The sequence below is a fragment of the Burkholderia sp. BE12 genome (genome assembly GCF_002959955.1).
GTDB lineage: Bacteria > Pseudomonadota > Gammaproteobacteria > Burkholderiales > Burkholderiaceae > Burkholderia.
Genome location: NZ_PREY01000019.1, coordinates 1 through 20,339, shown reverse-complemented (window position 1 = coordinate 20,339; position 20,339 = coordinate 1). Strand labels below are relative to the sequence as shown.

The 20,339-nt window shown below is 69.7% G+C and carries 15 protein-coding genes and 1 pseudogene; 8 read left to right on the top strand and 8 right to left on the bottom strand.

What is annotated here, in order from left to right; all coding sequences use genetic code 11:
- Nucleotides 1-25 precede the first annotated feature (25 nt).
- From C4B30_RS35380 to C4B30_RS21340, 3 genes are all read right to left on the bottom strand, one after another.
- The gene (locus C4B30_RS35380; RefSeq protein ID WP_152777545.1) at nt 26-304 is read right to left on the bottom strand and encodes a hypothetical protein; all 279 of its coding nucleotides are present in this window, start codon (nt 302-304) and stop codon (nt 26-28) included.
- 72 nt (nt 305-376) lie between these two features.
- The gene (locus tag C4B30_RS21345) at nt 377-1,198 is read right to left on the bottom strand and encodes an alpha/beta fold hydrolase (RefSeq protein WP_027786113.1); all 822 of its coding nucleotides are present in this window, start codon (nt 1,196-1,198) and stop codon (nt 377-379) included.
- Between the two features lie 70 nt (nt 1,199-1,268).
- Nucleotides 1,269-1,706 carry a DUF3331 domain-containing protein gene (locus C4B30_RS21340; RefSeq protein WP_027786114.1) on the bottom strand — a complete coding sequence of 146 codons (438 nt, stop codon included), beginning with the start codon at nt 1,704-1,706 and terminating at the stop codon, nt 1,269-1,271.
- A 369-nt stretch (nt 1,707-2,075) separates the two neighbouring features.
- Between C4B30_RS21340 and C4B30_RS21335 the strand changes: the two genes are divergently transcribed.
- Nucleotides 2,076-3,056 (top strand): alpha/beta fold hydrolase, encoded by a 981-nt coding sequence (locus C4B30_RS21335; RefSeq protein ID WP_027786115.1) that lies wholly within the window; start codon nt 2,076-2,078, stop codon nt 3,054-3,056.
- Nucleotides 3,057-3,153: 97 nt separating this feature from the next.
- Here C4B30_RS21335 and C4B30_RS21330 read toward each other — a convergent pair whose 3' ends face one another.
- A complete protein-coding gene (locus C4B30_RS21330; RefSeq protein WP_027786116.1) occupies nt 3,154-4,734 on the bottom strand; it encodes an MFS transporter in 1,581 nt (526 codons plus the stop codon).
- A gap of 83 nt (nt 4,735-4,817) precedes the next feature.
- Between C4B30_RS21330 and C4B30_RS21325 the strand changes: the two genes are divergently transcribed.
- The 6 genes from C4B30_RS21325 to C4B30_RS21300 all read left to right on the top strand — a co-directional run bounded on the left by C4B30_RS21325 (nt 4,818) and on the right by C4B30_RS21300 (nt 12,687).
- Nucleotides 4,818-5,846 (top strand): HlyD family secretion protein, encoded by a 1,029-nt coding sequence (locus C4B30_RS21325; protein ID WP_027786117.1) that lies wholly within the window; start codon nt 4,818-4,820, stop codon nt 5,844-5,846.
- The gene (locus C4B30_RS21320) at nt 5,843-7,273 is read left to right on the top strand and encodes an efflux transporter outer membrane subunit (RefSeq protein ID WP_027786118.1); all 1,431 of its coding nucleotides are present in this window, start codon (nt 5,843-5,845) and stop codon (nt 7,271-7,273) included. The genes C4B30_RS21325 and C4B30_RS21320 overlap by 4 nt, the downstream gene beginning before the upstream one ends.
- Before the next feature lie 360 nt (nt 7,274-7,633).
- Nucleotides 7,634-8,914, top strand: a complete 1,281-nt coding sequence (locus tag C4B30_RS21315; RefSeq protein WP_027786119.1) for a c-type cytochrome — start codon at nt 7,634-7,636, stop codon at nt 8,912-8,914.
- Complete coding sequence (locus C4B30_RS21310) at nt 8,911-9,411, top strand: (2Fe-2S)-binding protein (RefSeq protein WP_027786120.1); 501 nt, start codon at nt 8,911-8,913, stop codon at nt 9,409-9,411. Before C4B30_RS21315 ends, C4B30_RS21310 begins: the two co-directional genes overlap by 4 nt.
- Nucleotides 9,411-11,672 (top strand): xanthine dehydrogenase family protein molybdopterin-binding subunit, encoded by a 2,262-nt coding sequence (locus tag C4B30_RS21305; RefSeq protein WP_089502437.1) that lies wholly within the window; start codon nt 9,411-9,413, stop codon nt 11,670-11,672. Before C4B30_RS21310 ends, C4B30_RS21305 begins: the two co-directional genes overlap by 1 nt.
- Nucleotides 11,673-11,769: 97 nt before the next feature.
- Nucleotides 11,770-12,687 carry a LysR family transcriptional regulator gene (locus C4B30_RS21300; RefSeq protein ID WP_027786122.1) on the top strand — a complete coding sequence of 306 codons (918 nt, stop codon included), beginning with the start codon at nt 11,770-11,772 and terminating at the stop codon, nt 12,685-12,687.
- A gap of 81 nt (nt 12,688-12,768) precedes the next feature.
- On the opposite strand, the gene C4B30_RS21295 is transcribed toward C4B30_RS21300, so the two are convergent.
- From C4B30_RS21295 to C4B30_RS21285, 3 genes are all read right to left on the bottom strand, one after another.
- Nucleotides 12,769-13,443, bottom strand: a complete 675-nt coding sequence (locus C4B30_RS21295; protein ID WP_027786123.1) for a hypothetical protein — start codon at nt 13,441-13,443, stop codon at nt 12,769-12,771.
- Nucleotides 13,444-13,533: 90 nt separating this feature from the next.
- On the bottom strand, nt 13,534-15,432 hold the full coding sequence (locus C4B30_RS21290) for an amidohydrolase (RefSeq protein ID WP_027786124.1): 1,899 nt from the start codon (nt 15,430-15,432) through the stop codon (nt 13,534-13,536).
- A 144-nt stretch (nt 15,433-15,576) separates the two neighbouring features.
- The gene (locus C4B30_RS21285) at nt 15,577-18,471 is read right to left on the bottom strand and encodes an ATP-binding protein (RefSeq protein WP_027786125.1); all 2,895 of its coding nucleotides are present in this window, start codon (nt 18,469-18,471) and stop codon (nt 15,577-15,579) included.
- A gap of 395 nt (nt 18,472-18,866) precedes the next feature.
- On the opposite strand from C4B30_RS21285, the gene C4B30_RS21280 reads away from it, so the two are divergent.
- Entirely contained in the window at nt 18,867-19,787 is a 921-nt protein-coding gene (locus C4B30_RS21280; protein WP_027786126.1) for a helix-turn-helix domain-containing protein, read from the top strand.
- 27 nt (nt 19,788-19,814) lie between these two features.
- Here the strand turns inward: C4B30_RS21280 and C4B30_RS21275 are convergent.
- Nucleotides 19,815-20,198, bottom strand: a pseudogene (locus tag C4B30_RS21275) (MBL fold metallo-hydrolase); the annotation flags it as partial.
- Between the last annotated feature and the right edge of the window lie 141 nt (nt 20,199-20,339).

Here is a 20,339-nt window from a genome sequence, read left to right as displayed (position 1 = left end):
TACGGTATTTGCATGGTCGAATGATTCAAATTATCAGAATGAACGGCTCGAATTTTTTGAAATGACAAAAAAACGCCGCGAAGTGAGATGCGGCGCCGCTTTGCGCGCCTGCACCGAAATGCGGCGGAGCCGCGCACGTTTCATGTGCAAATCGTGCATGCGTCCATGAATACGATTTCGATATATCAGACGAATCGTTTTCCATTGGAGCAATGCGGTGCTTTTTTTGTTTTGATTCGACCGGCCGGTTATTTTCAGGCCCTTCTATTACTGCGGCGGTCGAATGTCCATCGGCTTGTTTCACTGCGTTCGCGGCGCGATTCGCCGCGCGGAACGGGCGCGCATGCCCGCCCCGCCGCCTGCATGCCTCGCTCGCTCAGGCCTGCGCGAACGCCAGCAACTCGTCGTTCAACCTGGCCGCGTGCGTCAGGTAGAGCGCGTGCGGGCCGCCTTCGTAGACGCTCAGCGTCGCATGCGGAATGCGTTTCGCCGTCGCGGCGCCCGTCAGCGCGAGCGGCGCCGTCTGGTCGTCGTCGCCGTGAATCACGAGCGTCGGCACGTCGAACCGTTGCAGGTCGGCACGGAAATCGGTCTCGGAAAACGCGCGAACGCAATCGAGCGTGCCCTTCATCCCGCCTTGCAGCGCCATGAACGACGTCCAGTCGAGCGCCGCGCGCGAAACCGTCGAACCGTCGCGGTTCGATCCGGTAAACAGCGGCCAGAAGCTGTCGAAAAACGCCGCGCGATCGGCCACGATGCCGGCGCGAATGCCGTCGAATACCGCGACGTCCACGCCGTCCGGATGATCGTCGCGCCGCGTCATGAGCGGCGTCACCGAGCCGATCAGCACCGCCTTCGCGATGCGGCGCGTACCGTGCCGGCCGATGTAGCGCGCCACCTCGCCGCCGCCCATCGAAAAACCGACGAGCGTCACGTCATGCAGGTCGAGCGTCTCGAGCAGCGTCGCGAGATCGTCGGCCAGCGTGTCGTAGTCGTACCCGCTCCAGGGTTGATCGGATCGCCCGAAGCCACGCCGGTCGTACGCGATGCAGCGCAGGCCGTGCGACGCGAGATGATGCATCTGCACGTCCCACATGTCGGCATTCAGCGGCCAGCCGTGAATGAACACGACCGGGCGGCCGCTGCCCCAGTCCTTGTAATGAATCGATACGCCGTCGCGGGTGGTGAACGTGCTCATGATGGTTCCTTTCGAGTAGGGAAGCCGCGTGCGCGTGCGCGGACGCGGCCGAAGCGTGTGGCGCCGCACGTCATGCCCGGGACTGCCGGGCGACGAATTGCTCGAGCGCCGTCGCGAGAATCATTTCGCGGCAATTCGCGGGGCGCTTCTCGCCGCGCCACTGAGGTTTGTAGATCGCGTCGCCGGTCCGGATCGGCTGCCCGGTGAGCGCGCAACGGCCGAGCCCGGGCCCGCGCGCCTTCGCGCTGATCCAGCGTTGTTCGTCGTAGCGGCAGCGCGTCGGGTCGCTCCACGACACCAGCATCGACGAATCGGTTTGCCGCTCGACGGCGATGATCGCGCAGCGGCGGCGCACGTCGCCGCTCGAGGGCATCGGCGCGTCGTCCCGATGCGGGCGACGCGAGCCGTCGGCCGTCCGCTCGCGCGGCATCGGCATCATCCGGAGGCTCGCGGCGGGCGACGGCCTGAGCGACGTGATCATGTGCTCCCAACGATTGAAGGCGTCCATGGCGGCATATCTAGGCAGGTGACGGTCGGCGCGGGCCGGCCGGCGCCGTTCGCATGGTGCGCAACGTGTGCCGGTGACCCGATGCTGACGATAGCCGCCGTTCGCTGAAGAGTCCCGGTCGCGCGCTTAATTTTTCTGCAGCGCGGCAAAATCCGCTCGCCACGCCGCGGCGTTCAAGAAAATTCAGCCGGATTTCAGTACGGCGCGCACCGCGCCGGGATACGCTCCTGACGGCATTCGTTCGTCCGCGCGCACCAGTCGTCGCGCGGCGGGCGCAGGCCGGACGGCTGCCGGGCGGGATGGCCGCGGCAGACCGCCACCGATCCACCATCCCGTGCGGCATCGCAGCCGCATACCTCAGGAGTCCAGATGCATTCCGAACAGACCGATGCCGTCGCGTCGGCCCGCCGCCGCGACATGCTGCTCGCCGGCGCGACGGCCGTCGCCGCAGCCGCCCTGCCCGCGATGGCGGCCGCAGCCGGCACGCCTTCCCGCAGCACCTCTTCAGCCCACCCAGGAGCGCACACGATGAACACGATCACCACCAAGGACGGCACGCAGATCTACTTCAAGGACTGGGGCAGCGGCCGGCCGGTCGTGTTCTCGCACGGCTGGCCGCTGTGCGCGGACGCCTGGGATGCGCAGATGCTGTTCCTCGTGCAGCACGGCTATCGCGTGATCGCGCACGACCGCCGCGGCCACGGCCGTTCGAGCCAGCCGTCGCTCGGCAACGACATGAACACGTACGCGGACGATCTCGCCGCCCTGCTCGACACGCTCGACGTGCGCGAGGCCACCCTCGTCGGCCACTCCACCGGTGGCGGCGAAGTCGCGCGCTACATCGGCCGCCATGGCACGAAGCGCGTGTCGAAGGCCGTGCTGATCGGCGCGGTGCCGCCGCAGATGGTGAAGTCGCCGACCAATCCGGGCGGCTTGCCGATGGACGTATTCGACGGCATCCGCAAGAACGTCGCGGAGAACCGTTCGCAGTTTTACAAGGATCTCGCCGTGCCGTTCTTCGGCTTCAACCGCCCGAACGCGAAGCCGTCGCAGGGCACGATCGACGCCTTCTGGTCACAGGGGATGATGGGCGGCATTCACGGCCAGTACCTGTGCGTGAAGGAATTCTCCGAAGTCGACTACACCGACGACCTGAAGAAGATCGACGTGCCGACGCTCGTGCTGCACGGCGACGACGACCAGATCGTGCCGATCGACGATTCGGCCCGGCTCTCGTCGAAGATCGTGAAGCACGCGGTGCTGAAGGTGATCGAGGGCGGCTCGCACGGGATGTGCGTCGTGAACGCCGATCGCATCAACGCCGAACTGCTCGCGTTCCTGCAAGCGTAAGCGCCGTCTGCCGCGGCGGCGCGCGTGCCGCCGCGGCAGACGCGGCAGACGCGCCGTTCAGGAATTTTCAGATTATTTCAGACGCACGATGCGGCGCTTACGGCGCCCGCACCGGACGCAGCAGGATGCCGAGCAGTGCACCGGCGAGCGCGAACGCCATCGCCACGCGGAAGTTGTCGGCCAGCGCGAGCGTGGTGGCCTGCACGCGCACCGCGCGATCGACGAGCGCATAGGCCGCCTGGTTGCCCGTCGCGAACGTGGCGCCATGCGCCACCAGCGATGCCGCGCCGGCCCGCAGCCGCTCGAGCGTCTCGGGATCCGACAGCGACACATGCAGACCGACGAGATTCGAATGGGTAGCCTCCCTGATGCGCTGAATCACCGCGATCGACGTCGTGCCGAGCTGCCCGCTCAGCAGGCGCGTCGTCTGCACGACCGCGCCGAACGTCAACGCATGTTCGGCCGTCACGTGCTTGCCGAAGAAGAAGATGACCGACGTGAGCGCCATCGTCTGACCGAGCGCCTGCAGCAACTGCGACGGAATGAAGTCGGGCTCGGCCCAGACCGGCGTGAGCCGCGACCCGAGCGCGAACGCGATCGCCACCATCGCGAAGCCGGCGACGATGAGCCGCCGCGGATCGACACGCTGCAGCAACAGCGCGACGCACGGCGCGAACAGCAGTTGCGGCATCGCGATCCAGCGCAGCGTATCGCCGATCTGCAACGGCCGAAGGCCGTACGTGCTGGCGAGGAACAGCGACGGGATGAAGCTCGTGTTGAGCACGGTGAAGCGCACGAGGCCGACGAGCACGATCAGCAGCGCGATGTTGGGCCGCACGAGGTAGCCGAGATCGAGGCCCGCGCGCGGCGACGCGAGTTCGTGAATCAGGAACGCGGCGATCATCAGGATGCCGGCGGCCAGCAATGCGACGATCAGCGGCGACTGCAGCCAGAACAGCCGCTCGCCCTGGTCGAGCGCGATGCACAGGCACGCGAAGCCGCCCGCGCCGAGCAGCATTCCGCGCGCGTCGATGCCGGACGCGAAGCGCTTGATCGGCTCGTCGGCGAGCGACACCATCAGGCACGCGATGAACGGCACGGTCAGCACCGCGTTCTGCCAGAACAGCCAGCGCCAGCTCAGGTGTTCGCTGTACCAGCCTTCGAGCGTGGCCGACAGGTTCAGCGACATCTCCAGGTTCATCGCATACGCGGCGATGCCGAACGGAATCAGCCGCGGCGGCAGCGTGCGCACGACGAAGCCGACCGTCAACGGCACGAACACGCCGGATGCGAGCCCCGCGATCGCCTGGCACACGATGAACGCGCCGAATTGCGTGCAGAGCGGCAGCACGCTTTCCGCACAGAGAAACACCGCGGCGCCCGCCATCAACACGCGGCGCGTGCCGAACATGAAGGCCGCCGCGATCGCGAGCGGCCCGACGAACATCTGCGACGCGGTAAACGCGGTGTTGATCCACGCGCCTTCGTCGACGCCGACGCCAAGCGCGCCGCGAACGTCGGCCAGCCCGAGCGACGTGATGCGCGACGTCAACGTCGCGATGATCGCGCCGAGCAGCACGGCCGCGATCGCGGCGATCGACCGAAACGTCGGGATGTCGGTGGCCGGGCCTGCGGCCGGCGCCGGCATGGCACTGCCGGTGGCGAACGTCGTGTTCATCGTCGAGCGGCTCCCGCCTGTCAAGCTGGCGCAAGCATAACGCGGCGCGTCGAATCCTGCCCGTACGATGGAGTTTGCCGATCATGACCCCACCCTCCCCCACGCCGTCGCCCGCTGCGTCCGCGCGCGCCCGACGGCCGGCCATCGTCGCGATCGCCATGATCGCGCTGCTGCTCGTCGCACTGCTCGTGTACGAGTTCGACGCACGCGATCGCGGCACCGACGACGCATACGTGACCGGCCACCTGCACGTGATCTCGCCGCGCGTCGCCGGCACGGTCGAGCGCGTGCTCGTCGACGACAACCAGTTCGTGCACGCGGGCGACGCACTCGTCGAGATCGACCGGCGCGACTTCGACGTACGCGTCGCGGCGCAGCGCGCACGCGTCGCCCAGGCGCATGCCGACGCGAGCCGCGCACGCGCGCAGATCGAGCAGGCGGACGCGGCGCTCGTGTCGGCGCACGCCGATGCCGACAAGGCCGAACTCGACTACGCGCGCGCACGCGAGCTGACCCGCGAGACGCCGCGCGGCTTGTCGAAGCAGGAGTTCGACGCGGCCGATGCCGCACGCAAATCCGCCCGCGCGCGCGTCGCGGCGGCCGATGCGCAACGGCGCAGCGCACTCGCCGCCGCTCAGGCCGCCGATGCCGCAGCGAGCCAGAACGATGCCGAATTGCGCGACGCGCTGCTGCAACTCGGCTACACGGCGGTCGTCGCGCCGTCGGACGGCTACGTCGGCAAGAAGACCGTCGAGACCGGCGAACACGTCGCGCCGGGCCAGGCACTGCTCACGCTGGTCGAGCCGCATCCATGGATCGTCGCCAATTTCCGCGAGACGCAACTGCGGCACGTGCGCGCCGGCGACGTCGTCCAACTGCGCTTCGATGCGTTGCCGCGGCGCGCGTTCACCGGCCGCATCGACAGCCTGTCGCCCGCGACGGGCGCGCAGTTCGCGCTGCTGCCGCCCGACAACGCGACCGGCAATTTCACGAAGGTCACGCAGCGCGTACCCGTGAAGATCCTGCTCGACGGGCCGGCCGCGTCGGAGCCGCGCATCCGGCCCGGGCTGTCGGTCGTCGTCACGCTGCAGCACGGCGGCACATCGCGATGAAGCGCGCATTCGCCGTGCTCGCCGCGAGCCTGCTGGCCGCGTGCTCGATCGCACCGCAGCCGCTCGCACCCGTCCCGGTCGAGCCCGACCGGTTCCGTCATGCCGATCCGTCGGCCGATCCGTCAACCGATACGCACGCGCCGTCGCTCGCCGAGTGGCCCGCGGGGTTCGGCGATCCACAGCTCGGCCGCCTCGTCGACGCCGCGCTCGCGCACAACCTCGACCTGCGCGCGGCGGCCGCGCGGGTCGATCAGGCGCAAGCGCTGCTCGGCATGCGCGATGCCGCGCTGGCGCCAAGCGTGCGCGTCGACCCGTCGTTCAGCCGCTCGCGCGTATCCGGCACGGTCGACAACGCGCTGCCGAAGCGCACGATGCACAACTGGTCGGTTCCCGTCGCCGCGAGCTACGAAGTCGATCTGTGGGGGCGCTTGCGCGGCGATGCCGACATCGGCAGACAGAACGTGCTGCAGGCGGCGGCCGACCGCGATGCGGTGCGTCTTCGGGTGGCAACCGAAGTGGCCGTCGACTACCTGACGCTGCGCTACGTCGACGACGATCTCATGACACTCATGCGCGCGATCGGGTTGCGGCGTACCGCGCTCGACGTGATCGCCGCACGCGTGCGGGCCGGCGCGGCAAGCGATCTCGACGGGCTGCGCGCGTCGGCCGATCTCGATACCGCGCATGCCGATCTCGCGGAGAGCCGCCGGCTGCGCGAGAACCTCGTCGACGCCATTGCGGTGCTGACCGGCGTATCGCCGACCGCGTTCGACATCGACACGCGCGCCGTGCCCGTGCGCGTGCCGGATGTGCCGGCCGGGCTGCCGTCCGCGCTGCTCGCCCAACGCCCGGACGTATTCGCGGCGGCACGGCGCGCCGATGCGGCGTCGCTCGAACTGGGCATCGCACGCACCGCGTGGCTGCCGACCCTGACGCTGACCGCCGACGGCGGTTTCGCCACCCGCGACCTGCGGTCGTTTCTCGACCGCAACAGCTCGCTGTGGAGTCTCGGCGCGAACGTCGCGCTGACGCTGTTCGACGGCGGCAAGCGCGATGCCGCGGTGGCCGCCGCGCGGGCCGGCACCGAAATCGCCGACGCAAACTATCGCGCGACCGCGATCGGTGCATTGCGCGACGTGCAGGATGCGCTCAACGACATCGCCGCGCAAAAGGAGCGGATCGTGCGCTACGACGACGCGGCGCGCGCGACGGACGCGGCGGCGCGGTTGTCGCTGAGCCGTTACGCGCATGGTTACGTCAGCTATCTGGAAGTCATCGACGCCGATCGCGATGCACTGAATGCGCGGCGCCAGCTGATTCACAGCCGGCAGGCGCTGGCCGTCGCGACGGTGAGCCTCGTGCGTGCGCTGGGCGGCGGGTGGACGCCGCCGGCGCTCGACGCGCGGGCCGCGCGGGCCGCTTCATGACAATCAAGGTCCGGCCGCGACGCGGCGCCGCACAATGCCGCGTATCCCCCGCTCGGCCGTCATCCGCCCCCGGCGCCGAACCCCGGTCGATCCGGGGCCGGACACCTTTCAGAACGTTTCAGCCCGCGCTTCAGGCAATCATCGCGGCCTCTGCGTAGACTGCCTTCATGAGCGGCCGCGCAGGACGGCGCTTGCGCTCGTCATCGACTGCTGGAGTGACAATATGATCCCCGTCGCCAATCATCGCCGTGCGGTAAGGCGGTCGCGGCCGCATCGAACGACCACGCATCGCCGACACGCATCGTCCGGTGTTGCCGCGCATCGCACGGCTTGCGGCGCACCGCATCGCCTGGAGCGCACATGAAGCACAAACGACTCTGGTTCGGCGCGGCCGGCATCGCGATCGTCGGCCTCGCGGTCGCGATCGGCATCATGGTGCGGCCGTCGATCGCGCCGATCGATCCGCCCGCCCCTGCTTCGTTCGATCCGCAGCTGGTGCGCGCCGGCGCGCGCGTCGTCGCGCTCGGCGACTGCGTCGTCTGTCACACCGCGAAGGACGGCAAGCCGTTCGCGGGCGGGCTGCCGCTCGCGACGCCGTTCGGCACGATCTATGCGACCAACATCACGCCGGACGCCGAAACGGGGATCGGCCGCTGGTCGCGCGATGCCTTCGCTCGTGCGCTGCGCACCGGCATCGGACGCAACGGCCGGCCGCTTTACCCGGCGTTTCCGTACGTTCATTTCACGCGGATGTCGGACGACGACATCGCCGCCGCGTACGCCTACCTGATGACCCGCGAGCCGGTACACGCGACGGCGCCCGCCAACGACCTGATATTTCCGCTGAACTTCCGGCCGCTGGTCGCGTTCTGGAACGTGCTGTTCCTGCGCGAAGGCGCGTATCAACCGGACCCCGCGCAGTCCGCGCAATGGAACCGCGGCAGGATGCTCGTCGACGGGCTCGGCCACTGCGCGTCGTGCCATTCGCCGCTGAATGCGATCGGCGGCGAACGCAGCGGCCAGGCGTTCGACGGCGGCATCGTCGACGGCTGGGAAGCGCCGTCGCTCAATACGCTGGGCCATGCGACGCGCCCGTGGACGCAGGCGCAGCTCGTCACGTACCTGCGCACCGGCCGAGCGAGCGAGCACGGCGCGGCGGCCGGGCCGATGCTGCCGGTCACGCGCGATCTCGCGACGGTGCCGGTGGAGGACGTCGAGGCGATCGCCGCCTACATTCTGTCGATCCAGAAACCGGCGAACGCGCGTGCGGCCGCGAATCCGGTAGAGCGCGCCGCGACGACGCCGGCCGCGCGGCGCGGCGCAACGCTGTTCCAGGCGTCGTGTGCGCAGTGCCACGGGCCGGCCGCGCCGATGCAGTCGCTCGGCGAGCGGCCGACGCTCGCGTTCAGCACGGCGGTCAACGCCGATACGCCGCGTAACGCGATCCAGATGATGTTCAACGGCATCGGCTGGCACGGCGAGGACACGCTGAACATGATGCCTTCGTTCATCGACCAGTACGACGACGCGCAGATCGCCGATCTCGCCGCATACGTGCGCGAGACCTATACCGATCGTCCCGCATGGTCCGGCGTGAACGCGATGGCCGCCAGGCTCAGAAAAGAGGACTCCGCACGATGATTACCCTCACCGTCAACGGCGTGCGGCACACGCTGGACATCGATCCGTCCACGCCGCTGCTGTACGCGCTGCGCAACGACCTGCACCTGCACGGCGCGAAGTTCGGCTGCGGCCTGGGACAATGCGGCGCCTGCACCGTGATCGTCGACGGCAAGCCGACCTTCTCGTGCCTGATGCCGGTGGCCGCGCTCGGCTCGCGCAGCGTGCGCACCATCGAGAGCCTCGGCACCGCCGAGCATCCCGGCCCGCTGCAACGCGCGTTCATCGAGCACCAGGCCGCGCAGTGCGGCTACTGCATCGCCGGGATGATCATGCGCGCGCAGGCGCTGCTCGAACGCAATCCGAAGCCGAGCGAGCAGGAACTGCGCACGCACATGGAACCGAACCTGTGCCGCTGCGGCACGCACATGCGGATTCTCGCGGCGGTGCGCTCGGTCGCGGGGCTGCCGCCCCCCGAACCCGCTTCCGCTCCCGTCACGATCAGCAAGGGGCTGTGATGAATTCCCACGACGACATCGACGAAGGCCGCCGGCACTTCATCGTCTCCGGCGCGCTGTTCGTCGCGTTCAGCCTCGCGCCTGCGTCGCGCGCGGCCGCGCAACTGGTGATCGCCGACGAAGGCGCGGCCGTGCATGTCGCGAAAGCCACTCAGACGCTGGCCGGCAGCCTGAAGACCAATCCCTTGCTCGACGCGTGGGTCAAGATCGCGCCCGACGGCAAGGTCACCGTGTTCACCGGCAAAGTGGAGCTCGGCACCGGCGTGCGCACCGCACTGCTGCAGGTGGCCGCCGAGGAACTCGACATGAAGCCGTCGCTGATCACGTTCCTGACCGCCGACACCGGCGCGTCGCCGGACGAAGGACTGACCGCCGGCAGCCATACGATGGCGGACAGCGGCTCCGCGCTGCTGAACGCGACCGCGCAGGTGCGCGCGCTGCTGGTGGAAGGCGCGGCGAAACGCTTCGGCGTCGATCCGCGCACGCTGACGACCGCCGACGCGGTGATCAAGGCGCCGGACGGCCGCACGATGACCTACGGCGACGCGATTCGCACGGTCGACCTGCACCGCAATGCTGCGCCCACGTCGCCGCTGAAGAACCCGGCGACGTTCGCCGTGATCGGCACGTCGCTGCCGCGCGTCGACATCCCGAACAAGGTCACGGGCGGCGTCAGCTACGTGCAGGACATGCAGTTGCCCGGCATGCTGCACGCACGCGTCGTGATGCCGCCGGTATACGACGCGAAGCTGCTGTCGTTCGACGAAGCCGCGATCCTGAAGCTGCCGGGCGTCGTGCGAGTCGTGCGCAACGGCAGCATGCTCGCGGTGGTCGCGCAGGGCGAATGGCAGGCGGTGGTCGCGCAGCGCGCGCTCGCCGCCGGCTGCCGCTGGTCGCCGGGCCGCACGCTGCCCGATCGCGGCACCGTGCACGCGGATCTGAAGCGGATCTCGACGCAGCGCATCGAGATCGCGAACACGCATGCGGCCACCGCGCCGGCCGTGAAGACGCTCAACGCGACGTTCCTGAAGAATTACCTGCTGCACGGGTCGATCGGGCCGTCGTGTTCGGTCGCGCATCTCGAGAACGGGACGATGACGGTCTGGACCCACTCGCAGGGCGTCTATCCGCTGCGCGACGCGCTCGCGGAGATGCTGTCGATGCCGAAGGCGAGCGTGCGCTGCATTCACACCGAAGGGTCGGGCTGTTACGGACACAACGGGGCGGACGACGCGGCCGCGCATGCCGCGCTGATCGCCGCCGCGATGCCCGGCAAGCCGATCCGCGTGCAATGGATGCGCGAACAGGAGCACACGTGGGATCATTTCACGCCGGCGATGGTGACCGAGGTCAGCGCATCGCTCGACGCGGGCGGCCGCATCGTCGACTGGAACTATGCGTTGTGGAGCAGCTCGCACAACGAGCGAATCGTCAACGCGGGCCGGCTGCTGCCCGCGCGCATGCTGGAGCCGCCGTTCGTGCCCGCGCCGTCCACGCCGATGCTGCAGCCCGAGGGCGGCGCCGACCGCAACGCGATTCCGCTGTATGCGCTGCCGAACCAGCACATCGTCAATAACTTCTCGCCGACGATGCCGCTGCAGACGTCCGCGATGCGCTCGCTCGGCGCGCACACGAACATCTGGGCGATCGAAAGTTTCATGGACGAACTCGCGCACGCAGCCGGCGTCGATCCGGTCGAATTCCGGCTGCGTCACATGGAGGACCATCGCGCGCGCCAGGTGATCCGGCTCGCCGCGAAGCACTTCGGCTGGCCGAGGCCGCCGCGCGCGCGCAACCGCGGCGTCGGCTTCGCGTTCGGCAAGTACAAGAACCTGATGGCCTACGTCGCGATCGCGGTCGAGGTGTCGGTCGTGCCGGAAACCGGCCACGTGACGCTCGAACACGCGGAAGCCGCCGTCGACGCAGGCCAGATCGTGTCGCCGGACGGCATCCGCAACCAGATCGAGGGCGGCATCGTGCAGGCCGCGAGCTGGACGCTGTACGAGGCGCTGAAGTACGACACCGAGCGGATTCGCAGCTTCGACTGGAGCAGCTACCCGATCCTGCGCTTCTCGGCCGTGCCGCGGAACGTGACGGTCCATCTGGTCAATCGCCCCGGCGCGCCGTTTCTCGGGGCCGCCGAGGCGTCGATGGGGCCGACCGCCGGCGCACTGGCCAACGCGATCTTCGATGCGACCGGCCAGCGCATGCGCGAAATGCCGTTCGCCGGCGACGCACTGAGACAACGCATCGACGCATAGCGGTTTGGTCGCACCCGCTACGCGCTACCCGATACGCGACCAGACGGCGCCGGCACGCACCGGCGTCGCATGCCGACAGGCTGGAGAACTTCCGACGATGGATACCTTGCTTTCGATGCGCGTGTTCACGCGCATCGTCGAAACCGGCAGCTTCACGCGCGCGTCCGACACGACCGGCCTCACCACCCCGCGCGTGTCCGCGCTGCTGAGCGCACTCGAGCAGCATCTCGGCTGCCGGCTGCTGAACCGCACCACGCGCCGGATCTCGCTGACCGAGGACGGCCAGGCTTATTACGAACGTTCCGTCGCGGTGCTGCGCGAGATCGACGACATGGAGGCGTCGGTCTCGCAGGCCCGCAACGTGCCGCGCGGCCGGCTGAAGGTGAACCTGCCGCCCGCGATGGCCAAGCAGGTCGTGGTGCCCGCGCTGCCGGCGTTTCTCGACGCCCATCCGGGCATCATGATCGAACTCGGCGTCACCGACCGGCAGATCGATCTCGTCGGCGAAGGGGTCGACTGCGTGGTGCGCATCGGCGCGCTCGACGATTCGGGGATGATCGCGCGGCGGATCGGCAGCCTGACCACCTGCACCTGCGGGTCGCCCGCCTATCTCGCGCGGTGCGGCGAGCCCGCGACCGTCGACGATCTCGCGCAGCACGTGGCGGTCAGCCACATCTCGGCCGACACCGGGCGGCCGCGTGCGTGGGACTACGTCGTCGACGGCGAGCCGCGCATCGTGCAGATGTGCGGCACGGTGGCCGTCAACGACGCGGACAACTACATCGAATGCGGCGTCGCCGGCATCGGGCTGATCAAGACGTCGCTGTACCTCGTCGAGCCGTACCTGAAGTCGGGGCGGCTGCGCGAGGTCCTGACCGATTTCAACGCGCCGCCCAAGCCGATTTCGGTGCTGTATCCGCCCAATCGCCACATCCCGGTCAAGCTGAAGGTGTTCGTCGACTGGCTCGCGAGCCTGTTCGAGCAGATTCCGACGCTGCAGGGCAAACGCGGCTGAATCCGCACGGCGCGACATGCCGCGCGCGGTGTCGCGATGCAGCCGGTCGTCCGTCCGGCTCCGCACGCCGGACCAGCGCCGTCACGTGTCGTTCCACCGCGCGCCCAGTACGCGCCCGCAGAAATTCGGCCGATGAAAATCCGGATCCGCGCGCTCGAGCACGTCCGCGCTCCACGTGCCGAACGTCGACTGCGGCCGATGCTCGACGCCGCGCGCGACCGTGTCGAGAAACGCTTCGCGAAAGCCGCTGCCGCGCGGGTAAGTCGCGAGCAGCGCCGTGCGCTCGTCGAGGGTGTAGGCGTCGAAGTCGGTCGCCATCAGGTCCGTCGACACCGCACCTGCCAACGCGCGCGCGAGCGGCGACGTACGGGCGGCCACACCCGGCGTCGTATGCAGCGCGATCGCGTGCCACACGTCGTCGCGCATGCGCCGCGACCGGCGATGCCGCAGCAGCAGCGCGTGCGCGGCGTCCGCCCCGTCGAGCTCGTAGCGTTCGGCCGACCGGCAGTACGCCGGACTCAATCCCATGTTCGCGTACATCGCGGCGACGTACAGTGCGTCGGCGTCGCACGCGTCGCCTGCACGCCGCGCGGCGAGCGACGCGAACACGAACACGCGCGCCGCATGGTCGGCGAGCGCGGCGGGCAACGACGCGCGGGCCGCGTCGGCTGCCTCGACCGCAACGGGCGTGCGCGGAATGCGAACGCCGGCCACTTCGTCGCCGGTGGCCAATGCGCGCGTGTGCGCAACATTCATTCTGTCTCCTTCGTGCCCCGTACCCGGGGCGGAAAATCGTTCAATGCATGGCGGCGCCCCGGCAGCGCGTCGCGCACCGGCTCGCACCGCTCAAAACGCGACGCAGCAGCGGCCGAAGGCTTCGCAGGGTTCGGCGTCCGCACTCGCCGTCGGATAGCGCGGCCGCGCGAAGCGGCGTCCATGGCCGCGCACGCGGCACGCATCGATACCGGGCGCCGGGCACGCGTCGCCCGCCGCCGCCGCGTGCGATCGGTCGCGCCCGCCGGCGCCTGCCGCATCGTCGACGCGGCCCTCGGCGACCGGCGACCATGCGGGGCTGACGGGCGGCGGCGGCGGCGCGAGCGGCGAGAATTCCTGCTCCGCGTGCACGACCTTGCCGCCGACGACCGTCAGCACCGACGACAACGCCGGGATGCGCCGCGCGTCGATCGTGAAGTAGTCGTCGCTCAGCACCGCGAAATCGGCATACCGGCCGGGCACCAGCGCGCCCTTGCGGTGCTCGTCCGTGGAGAACCACGCGCTGCCGACCGTGTAGCGGCGCAGCGCCTCCATCCGGCCCAGCCGGTTGCGCGCCGGATACAGCGCGGTGCCCCCGACGGAGCGCCCCGATACCATCCAGTACAGCGCGACGAAGGGGTTGTAGCTCGCCGCGCCCATCGCGCCGGAGCCGGCGCCGACCGGTAGCCCGGCCGCGAGCATCGCGCGGATCGGCGGCGCACGCGTGGCCGCCGCCGCACCATGGCGCGCGATGAAGGCTTCGCCCTGGAACGCCATGCGCGGCTGCACGGTGATGCCGCCGCCCAGCGCCGCGACACGCGCGATATTGGCATCCGAAATCGCCTCGCAGCGATCGAAGCACCAGCGCAGCCCGTCGAACGGCGTGTCGCGATCCACCGCTTCGAACACGTCGAGGAAGCGGCCGATCGATTCGTCGTAGGTCGCATGCAACCGGAACGGCCAGCGGTGGTGCACGAGCAGCCGGACGATGGCCGCCAGCTCCACGTCGATCGACGCGGGCAGGTCGACGCGCGGCTCGAGAAAATTCCCGAGATCGACCGCCGAGAACAGCAGCCGCGCGCCGGCGCCGTTCGCGCGCAGGAACGCGTCGCCGTCGCCGGGCGCCGTCAGCGCGATCCATTTCGCGAAGTCGTCGAGCTCCCGGCCGGCGTGCCGCGCGCCCAACGCATAGGCGATGCGCGTCGTCAATTCGCCGCGCCGCGCGAGCGTCGCGACCGCCGCATAGTCGTCCGGATACGCGAGGCCGTCGCCGCCGGCGTCGATCGCGCTCGTCACGCCGACGCGGTTCAGCGCGCGCATGAACTGCCGCGTCGAGTTGACCCGGTCGGCCGCATCGAGCATGGGCGCGTGGGCGAGCGCCGCGAACAGCACCGCCGGGTCCGCACGCGCGATCAGCAGCCCGGTCGGCCGCCCATGGCGGTCGCGTCGCAGTTCGCCGCCGGGCGGATCGGGCGTGTCGCGCCCGTAGCCGAGCGCGCGCAGCGCGGCCGCGTTCAGCCACGCGCAGTCGCCCAGATGCTGGATGAATACCGGCGTGTCGGGCGCGATCGCGTTGAGCTCGGCCGCCGTCGGGCCGCGCTTTTCCGCGAACTGCAGCGCGGTCCAGCCGCCCGCCACGCGCGCCCATTGCGGCGCGGGCGTGCGTCGTACTTGCCGGCCCAGCAGCTCGAGCGCGTCGGCAAGCGACGACACGCCGTCCCAGCGCACCTCGAGATTGAAGTTCATCCCGCCGCGTATCGCCTGCAGGTGCGCATCGATCAGGCCCGGAATCACGGTGCGGCCATGCAGATCGATGCAGGTCGTGCCGTCGTGCGCATGGCGCAGCACGTCGCGATCGTCGCCGGTCGCGACGATGGTCCCGTCCTTCACGGCGAGCGCGCGGACGAACGAGCGCTGTTCGTCCTGGGTCGCGATCTTGCCGTTGAAGACGACGAGGTCCGCCGAGCGCGCGGGTTCCGTCGCTCTAAGCACCGTCGGGCCTCCCGCGCGCGCTCGTGCGCGGCGCCGCGCGGCACGCCCCGCTTCTCGCCGCGGCCCGGAAAGCGGCTGCACCGCGCACGTCGAGACGCACGCTTTGATCGCGCGGCCGCGCGGCTGCACCGGAATCGCGCATCGTCATGCGGCCTGCTGCGCCGCGTCGGCGGCATCGCGTCGCGCGCGGGTCAGGCATGGCGCGAGCGGCGCATCCTGACGGACGAAGTTCTGCACGCGCAGCAAGCGACGCACGTCGTGTGCGCGCGAATGCGGATCGAAGTGCCGCGCGACGCCGGCGACCAGCGCCGATGCTTGCCCGGTGTGCCCGCGCTCGATCAGGTGATCGGCGAGATCGAGCGAGCTGCGCAGCGCCCACATCGCGGCGCCCTGCGCGTTCGCGGTCTGGATCGCCATCTGCAGATGACGATGCCCGTCGGCCTCGTACGCCGCGGCGAGATTCGCGCCGACGGTGCGCGCCTGTTCGAGCATCGCGACGCCTCTCACGCGCAGCAGCTCGGGGACGAACAGGTGCTCGCCGTGCGCGCGGCAGCGTGCGAGCGTCGCATCGAGCCGGATGCGCGCTTCATCGGCGCGGCCGGTTCGCACGAGGCCCTCCGCGTACGCGACGGTCAACGGCGCGAGCACGCGCCGGAATCCGCTCGCCTCGACGTGCCGCAGCGCGGGTTCGAGCCGGGCGAGGCCGGCGCCGGGATGGCCGGCCTGGATGTCGAACTGGCCGGTCAGGCATTCCGCGTGACTGCGCCAGATGTCGAAGCCGTGCGCGTCGGCGGTCGCGCGCAGCGTCGCGAGATAGTCTGTCGTGATGTCGTGATCGCCGTAGCGCAGGGCGATCGGCACGGCGGCCGCGCCGAGCACGATGCACAGCGTGAGCGGCGACGGGCCGCGGCGCGCGTGCTCGACCGCTTGCGCGGCGATGCGCATCGCGTGCTCGGGTTCGCCTTGCATCCAGAGCAGACGGATCAGCATCGTGCGCCCCAGCGTCGCCATGTCGACGCCCAGCGCGGGCTGCGCGCACGACGGCTCGCACGCGTCGGCGAGCTCGGCCGTCGCCGCTTCCAGCCGCTCGCGCGCCTGCGCATGCTCGCCGAAGTAATGCAGCGACGTCGCGACCATCGTGTTCGCCAGCAACCGCTGCGAACGGTCGCCGCGCCGCTCCGCCGCCCGCTCGAAACGCGTCGCGTAGCGCAGCGATTCGTGAATGTCCGACAGCGTCAGCATCGTGTTCCACAGCCCCACCAGCGCGCGCGCATCGAACGCATCGTCGCCGATGTGCGTGGCGAGACCGAGCGTGCGGTCCCACATCGCGGCGGCGGCCAGTGCGTCGCCGTCGGTATGCAGCAGCGCCGATGCGCAGGCCGCCCGAAGCCGCATCTCGCGCGCGGCGTCGACCGGGCCCGCGGCGCCCGTGTCAAGTTCGTCGAGTACCTGGCGGGCGCGCGCCGTGCACGCGCGCATCCGCGACGGCTCCAGCAGCGCGCGCGCCAGTCGGTCGGGTTCGGGCACGCCTGCGGCCTCGGCGGCGTCCGCCGGTTCATCCACGGCCGGCGCGTGCGCATCCGCGGCCGGCGCGTCGGCCAGCGCCGCGGGACGCGCCGGCGCTCGCTCGCGCTCGTACTCCGCGTGGCGCGCGACGATGCGCTCGAACTCGCCTTCGTTGTGCAGTTTTTCCAGCGCGTACGCACGCGTCGATTCGGTCAGCCGGTAGCGCGCATACGCGCCATGGAACTCGACCGTCACCAGCGATTTCGCCACCAGCTCGCCGAGCACCGCGATCAAGTCAGCAGCCGATGTACCGGGCTCGGTGGCGACCGCGCGCGCGGCATCGAACGAAAACGGCCCGATGAAGCACCCCATCCGGCGAAACAGGGCGCGCGCGGCCCCATCGAGCAGCACATAGCTCCAGTCGAACGTCGCGCGCAGCGTCTGATGACGCGGCAGTGCCGAGCGCAGCCCGCCGGTCAGCAGGTTCAGCCGGTCGTCGAGGCGCGATGCGACGACCGCGAGCCCGAGCGTCGCCACGCGCGCCGCGGCCAGTTCGATCGCGAGCGGCAGCCCGTCGAGGCGCCGGCAGATGTCGCCGATCAGCCGCACGCCGGTTTCATCGATCGCGCAATCCGGCGCGGCCGCGCGCACGCGTTCCAGGAACAGCTCGACGGCCGAGCAGCGGACGATTTCGTCGAGGGACGCGTTGCCGTCCGGCACCGCGAGCGGGCTCATGCGCAGCACCGCTTCGGCCGAGATGTGCAGCGGCTCGCGGCTCGTCACGAGCACGCGCAGCGAGCCGGCGCTCGACGTCAGCGTTTCGACGAGGCTCGCCACCAGATCGACGATGTGCTCCGCGTTGTCGAGCACGAGCAGGCAACGCGCCGTCGCGAACGCGTCGGCGATGCGGTCGACGGCGGGCACGCCCTGCGTATCGAGGCCGAGCTCGGCGGCGAGTGCGATCAGCATGTCGTCGCGCGTCGACGCGCGCGCCAGCTCCACGAACAGCACGCGCTCGCGCGAGCGGCTGCGCACGCCGTGCGCGACGCGCACCGCAAGGCTCGTCTTGCCGATTCCGCCCGCGCCGACGAGCGTGACGACCGGCGTGCGTTCGAGCATGTCGACGATCTGCGCGAGTTCGGCGTCGCGCCCGACGAGCGGTGCGATCTGCGAGGACACGGGGGCATCGGGCGGTGCGGCGACGGCCGGCGCTTCGGGCGCGGACGCGAGGTCCGGGCCGGACGACGCGTTCGCCACCAGGAGGTAGCCACGGCCGGGCACCGTCTTGATCAGATCGCGGCTCGCGCCGAGCGCCTTGCGCAGCGTCGCCACATGCACCTGAAGCCGGTTTTCCTCGACGATCAGGCCCGGCCAGACCGCGTCCATGATGTCGTCTTTCGACACGACCGAACCGCTGGCGCGGTGCAGGACTTCGAGAATGTCGAGCGCGCGCGCGCCGATGCGCAGCGACGCGCCTTGACGACGAATGTCGCGTTGCTCGAAATCCACCGACAAAGTTCCGATCTGAATCATGGCCGCCTCCGGTCCCTCGAGATGACTGCCGGATGAACGCGGCAGTTCACCCGGCAGGAAGTCCGCGTCCGGCGCACCTTGCACCGGACGGAAAATGTCGAATTCCGGACCGAGTGTAGACGGACGGTCGCCGAAAATCTTGGAGGAAAATGCGCTGTTCGCGCATTCCGGGCGGGCCCGGGCGCACGATCACTTGCGTGTAAAAGTGGGGCGCTATACTCTGCCGGGCCGCTTGCGCAGGCGTTGCGCCGGGACACGCACTCACCGCACGCTCGCATTGAAAGCAAATTGTCAGGATGACGAGCGGACGTTTATGCAAATTCATTTTGAACGTCCGCGTGCGCATCTAAACTGGACTCGTCATTTCAGCTCCGAGTCCCTCGCTGGGGAATTCCATGTCAGACTCCGTCATCGCCGCCGCGGTGGCATCGCCACCGCGGCGGCCGAAAGACACGCTCGGCTGCGTGTCGAGCCTGCTGTCGAAGGATATCGAGACGGCGGCCGGCGGCCTGAGGCTTCACCGCAAATGCATGAGCGAAGCGCACGTCGAACGGATCGAGATGCCCGCGTGCGATCGCGGCTTCCTGGTCGGCGTGTCGCTGGGCGGCGGCCATCGCCGCACGCTCTATGGGCACGCCGGCGCGAGCGAGCGCCGGTTCCAGCATCACTCGATCTACATTCGCGACTTCTCGCGCCCTTTCCACGCGGACCTGTACGGCAACTTCGACTTCGTGCTGGTCGAGCTGCCGCATGCGTATCTCGAACACGTCGGCCCCGAGCACGGCGGCCAGCCGATCAGCGGCCTCACGTGCCGCCCAGACGTACGCGATCCGGTCCTCGGCCATCTCGCGCACGCGGTGGCGGACAGCCTCGACGCACCCGGCCCGCTGAACGCGCTGTTCATCGAACAGGTCGGGCTCGCGATGGGCACGCATCTCGTGCGCCGCTACGGCAACGCGCGTGCGTGCGAACTCGAGCGCAAGGGCGTGCTGTCGCCCGCGAAGGTGGCGCTCGCCCAGGAACTGTTGATGGAAAAGGCGGACCTCGGCGTATCGATCGAGGAAGTGGCGAACGAATGCGACCTGTCGCGCGGTTATTTCATCCGCGCGTTCTCGCGCACCACCGGCCGCACGCCGCACCAGTGGCTGCTCGAACAGCGCGTGATGCGCGCGCGCGAACTGATCGAGACGTCCGATATGACGCTGGCCGACATCGCGGTCGCGTGCGGCTTCGCCGACCAGAGCCATCTGAACCGCGTATTCGTGCGGATCGTCGGCCATCCGCCCGGCGCGTGGCGGCGCGCACGGTCGCGCTGACCGGCGGCCTGGACGCACGCCGGGGCGTCACCGCACCGGCGTCGCGTCATAGTTGACCGGCACCCAGTCGTATTGCGCACCGTCCCGGCGCAGGTGGCCGAGCCCGGGAAACGCGATATGCGCGGCACCGACGAGATAGCGTCGATCGGCGACGCGCTTCAGCGTGTCCCGCCGCGTGCGGCGTGCGGCGCCGGCATCGCTGTCGTACTGGACCGTCGCGTTCACGTCCCGCAACTGGATCGCCGCCACGTGCACGATGTCGCCCCACGCGAGCAGGCCCGCGTGGCCGCTCTCGATCAGATAAGCCGTATGGCCCGGCGTATGGCCGGGCATCGGCACCGCGCGAATGCCGGGCCCCAGCGTCGCTTCGCCGCGAAACGTCTCGAAGCGGCCGGCCTTGACATAAGGCGCGTTATCGTCTGATGTGGTTGTAGCAGCCATATCCTAATGTCGTGTTCTGGCTATTTACAGATGTCGTGTTTTTGACTGCTGGCATGCTGGACGGCTCGTTGAGCAAGCACGGGAGCCGACCATGCAGCCAGCCGGATTGGT

Bases quoted from the DNA above. Each gene is read 5' to 3' on its own strand.
- C4B30_RS21285 (WP_027786125.1), bottom strand. From the start codon at position 18,471: ATGATTCAGATCGGAACTTTGTCGGTGGATTTCGAGCAACGCGACATT.
- C4B30_RS21300 (WP_027786122.1), top strand. From the start codon at position 11,770: ATGGATACCTTGCTTTCGATGCGCGTGTTCACGCGCATCGTCGAAACC.
- C4B30_RS21295 (WP_027786123.1), bottom strand. From the start codon at position 13,443: ATGAATGTTGCGCACACGCGCGCATTGGCCACCGGCGACGAAGTGGCC.
- C4B30_RS21310 (WP_027786120.1), top strand. From the start codon at position 8,911: ATGATTACCCTCACCGTCAACGGCGTGCGGCACACGCTGGACATCGAT.
- C4B30_RS21325 (WP_027786117.1), top strand. From the start codon at position 4,818: ATGACCCCACCCTCCCCCACGCCGTCGCCCGCTGCGTCCGCGCGCGCC.
- C4B30_RS21335 (WP_027786115.1), top strand. From the start codon at position 2,076: ATGCATTCCGAACAGACCGATGCCGTCGCGTCGGCCCGCCGCCGCGAC.
- C4B30_RS21280 (WP_027786126.1), top strand. From the start codon at position 18,867: ATGTCAGACTCCGTCATCGCCGCCGCGGTGGCATCGCCACCGCGGCGG.
- C4B30_RS21305 (WP_089502437.1), top strand. From the start codon at position 9,411: ATGAATTCCCACGACGACATCGACGAAGGCCGCCGGCACTTCATCGTC.
- C4B30_RS21330 (WP_027786116.1), bottom strand. From the start codon at position 4,734: ATGAACACGACGTTCGCCACCGGCAGTGCCATGCCGGCGCCGGCCGCA.
- C4B30_RS21340 (WP_027786114.1), bottom strand. From the start codon at position 1,706: ATGGACGCCTTCAATCGTTGGGAGCACATGATCACGTCGCTCAGGCCG.
- C4B30_RS21315 (WP_027786119.1), top strand. From the start codon at position 7,634: ATGAAGCACAAACGACTCTGGTTCGGCGCGGCCGGCATCGCGATCGTC.
- C4B30_RS21320 (WP_027786118.1), top strand. From the start codon at position 5,843: ATGAAGCGCGCATTCGCCGTGCTCGCCGCGAGCCTGCTGGCCGCGTGC.
- C4B30_RS21345 (WP_027786113.1), bottom strand. From the start codon at position 1,198: ATGAGCACGTTCACCACCCGCGACGGCGTATCGATTCATTACAAGGAC.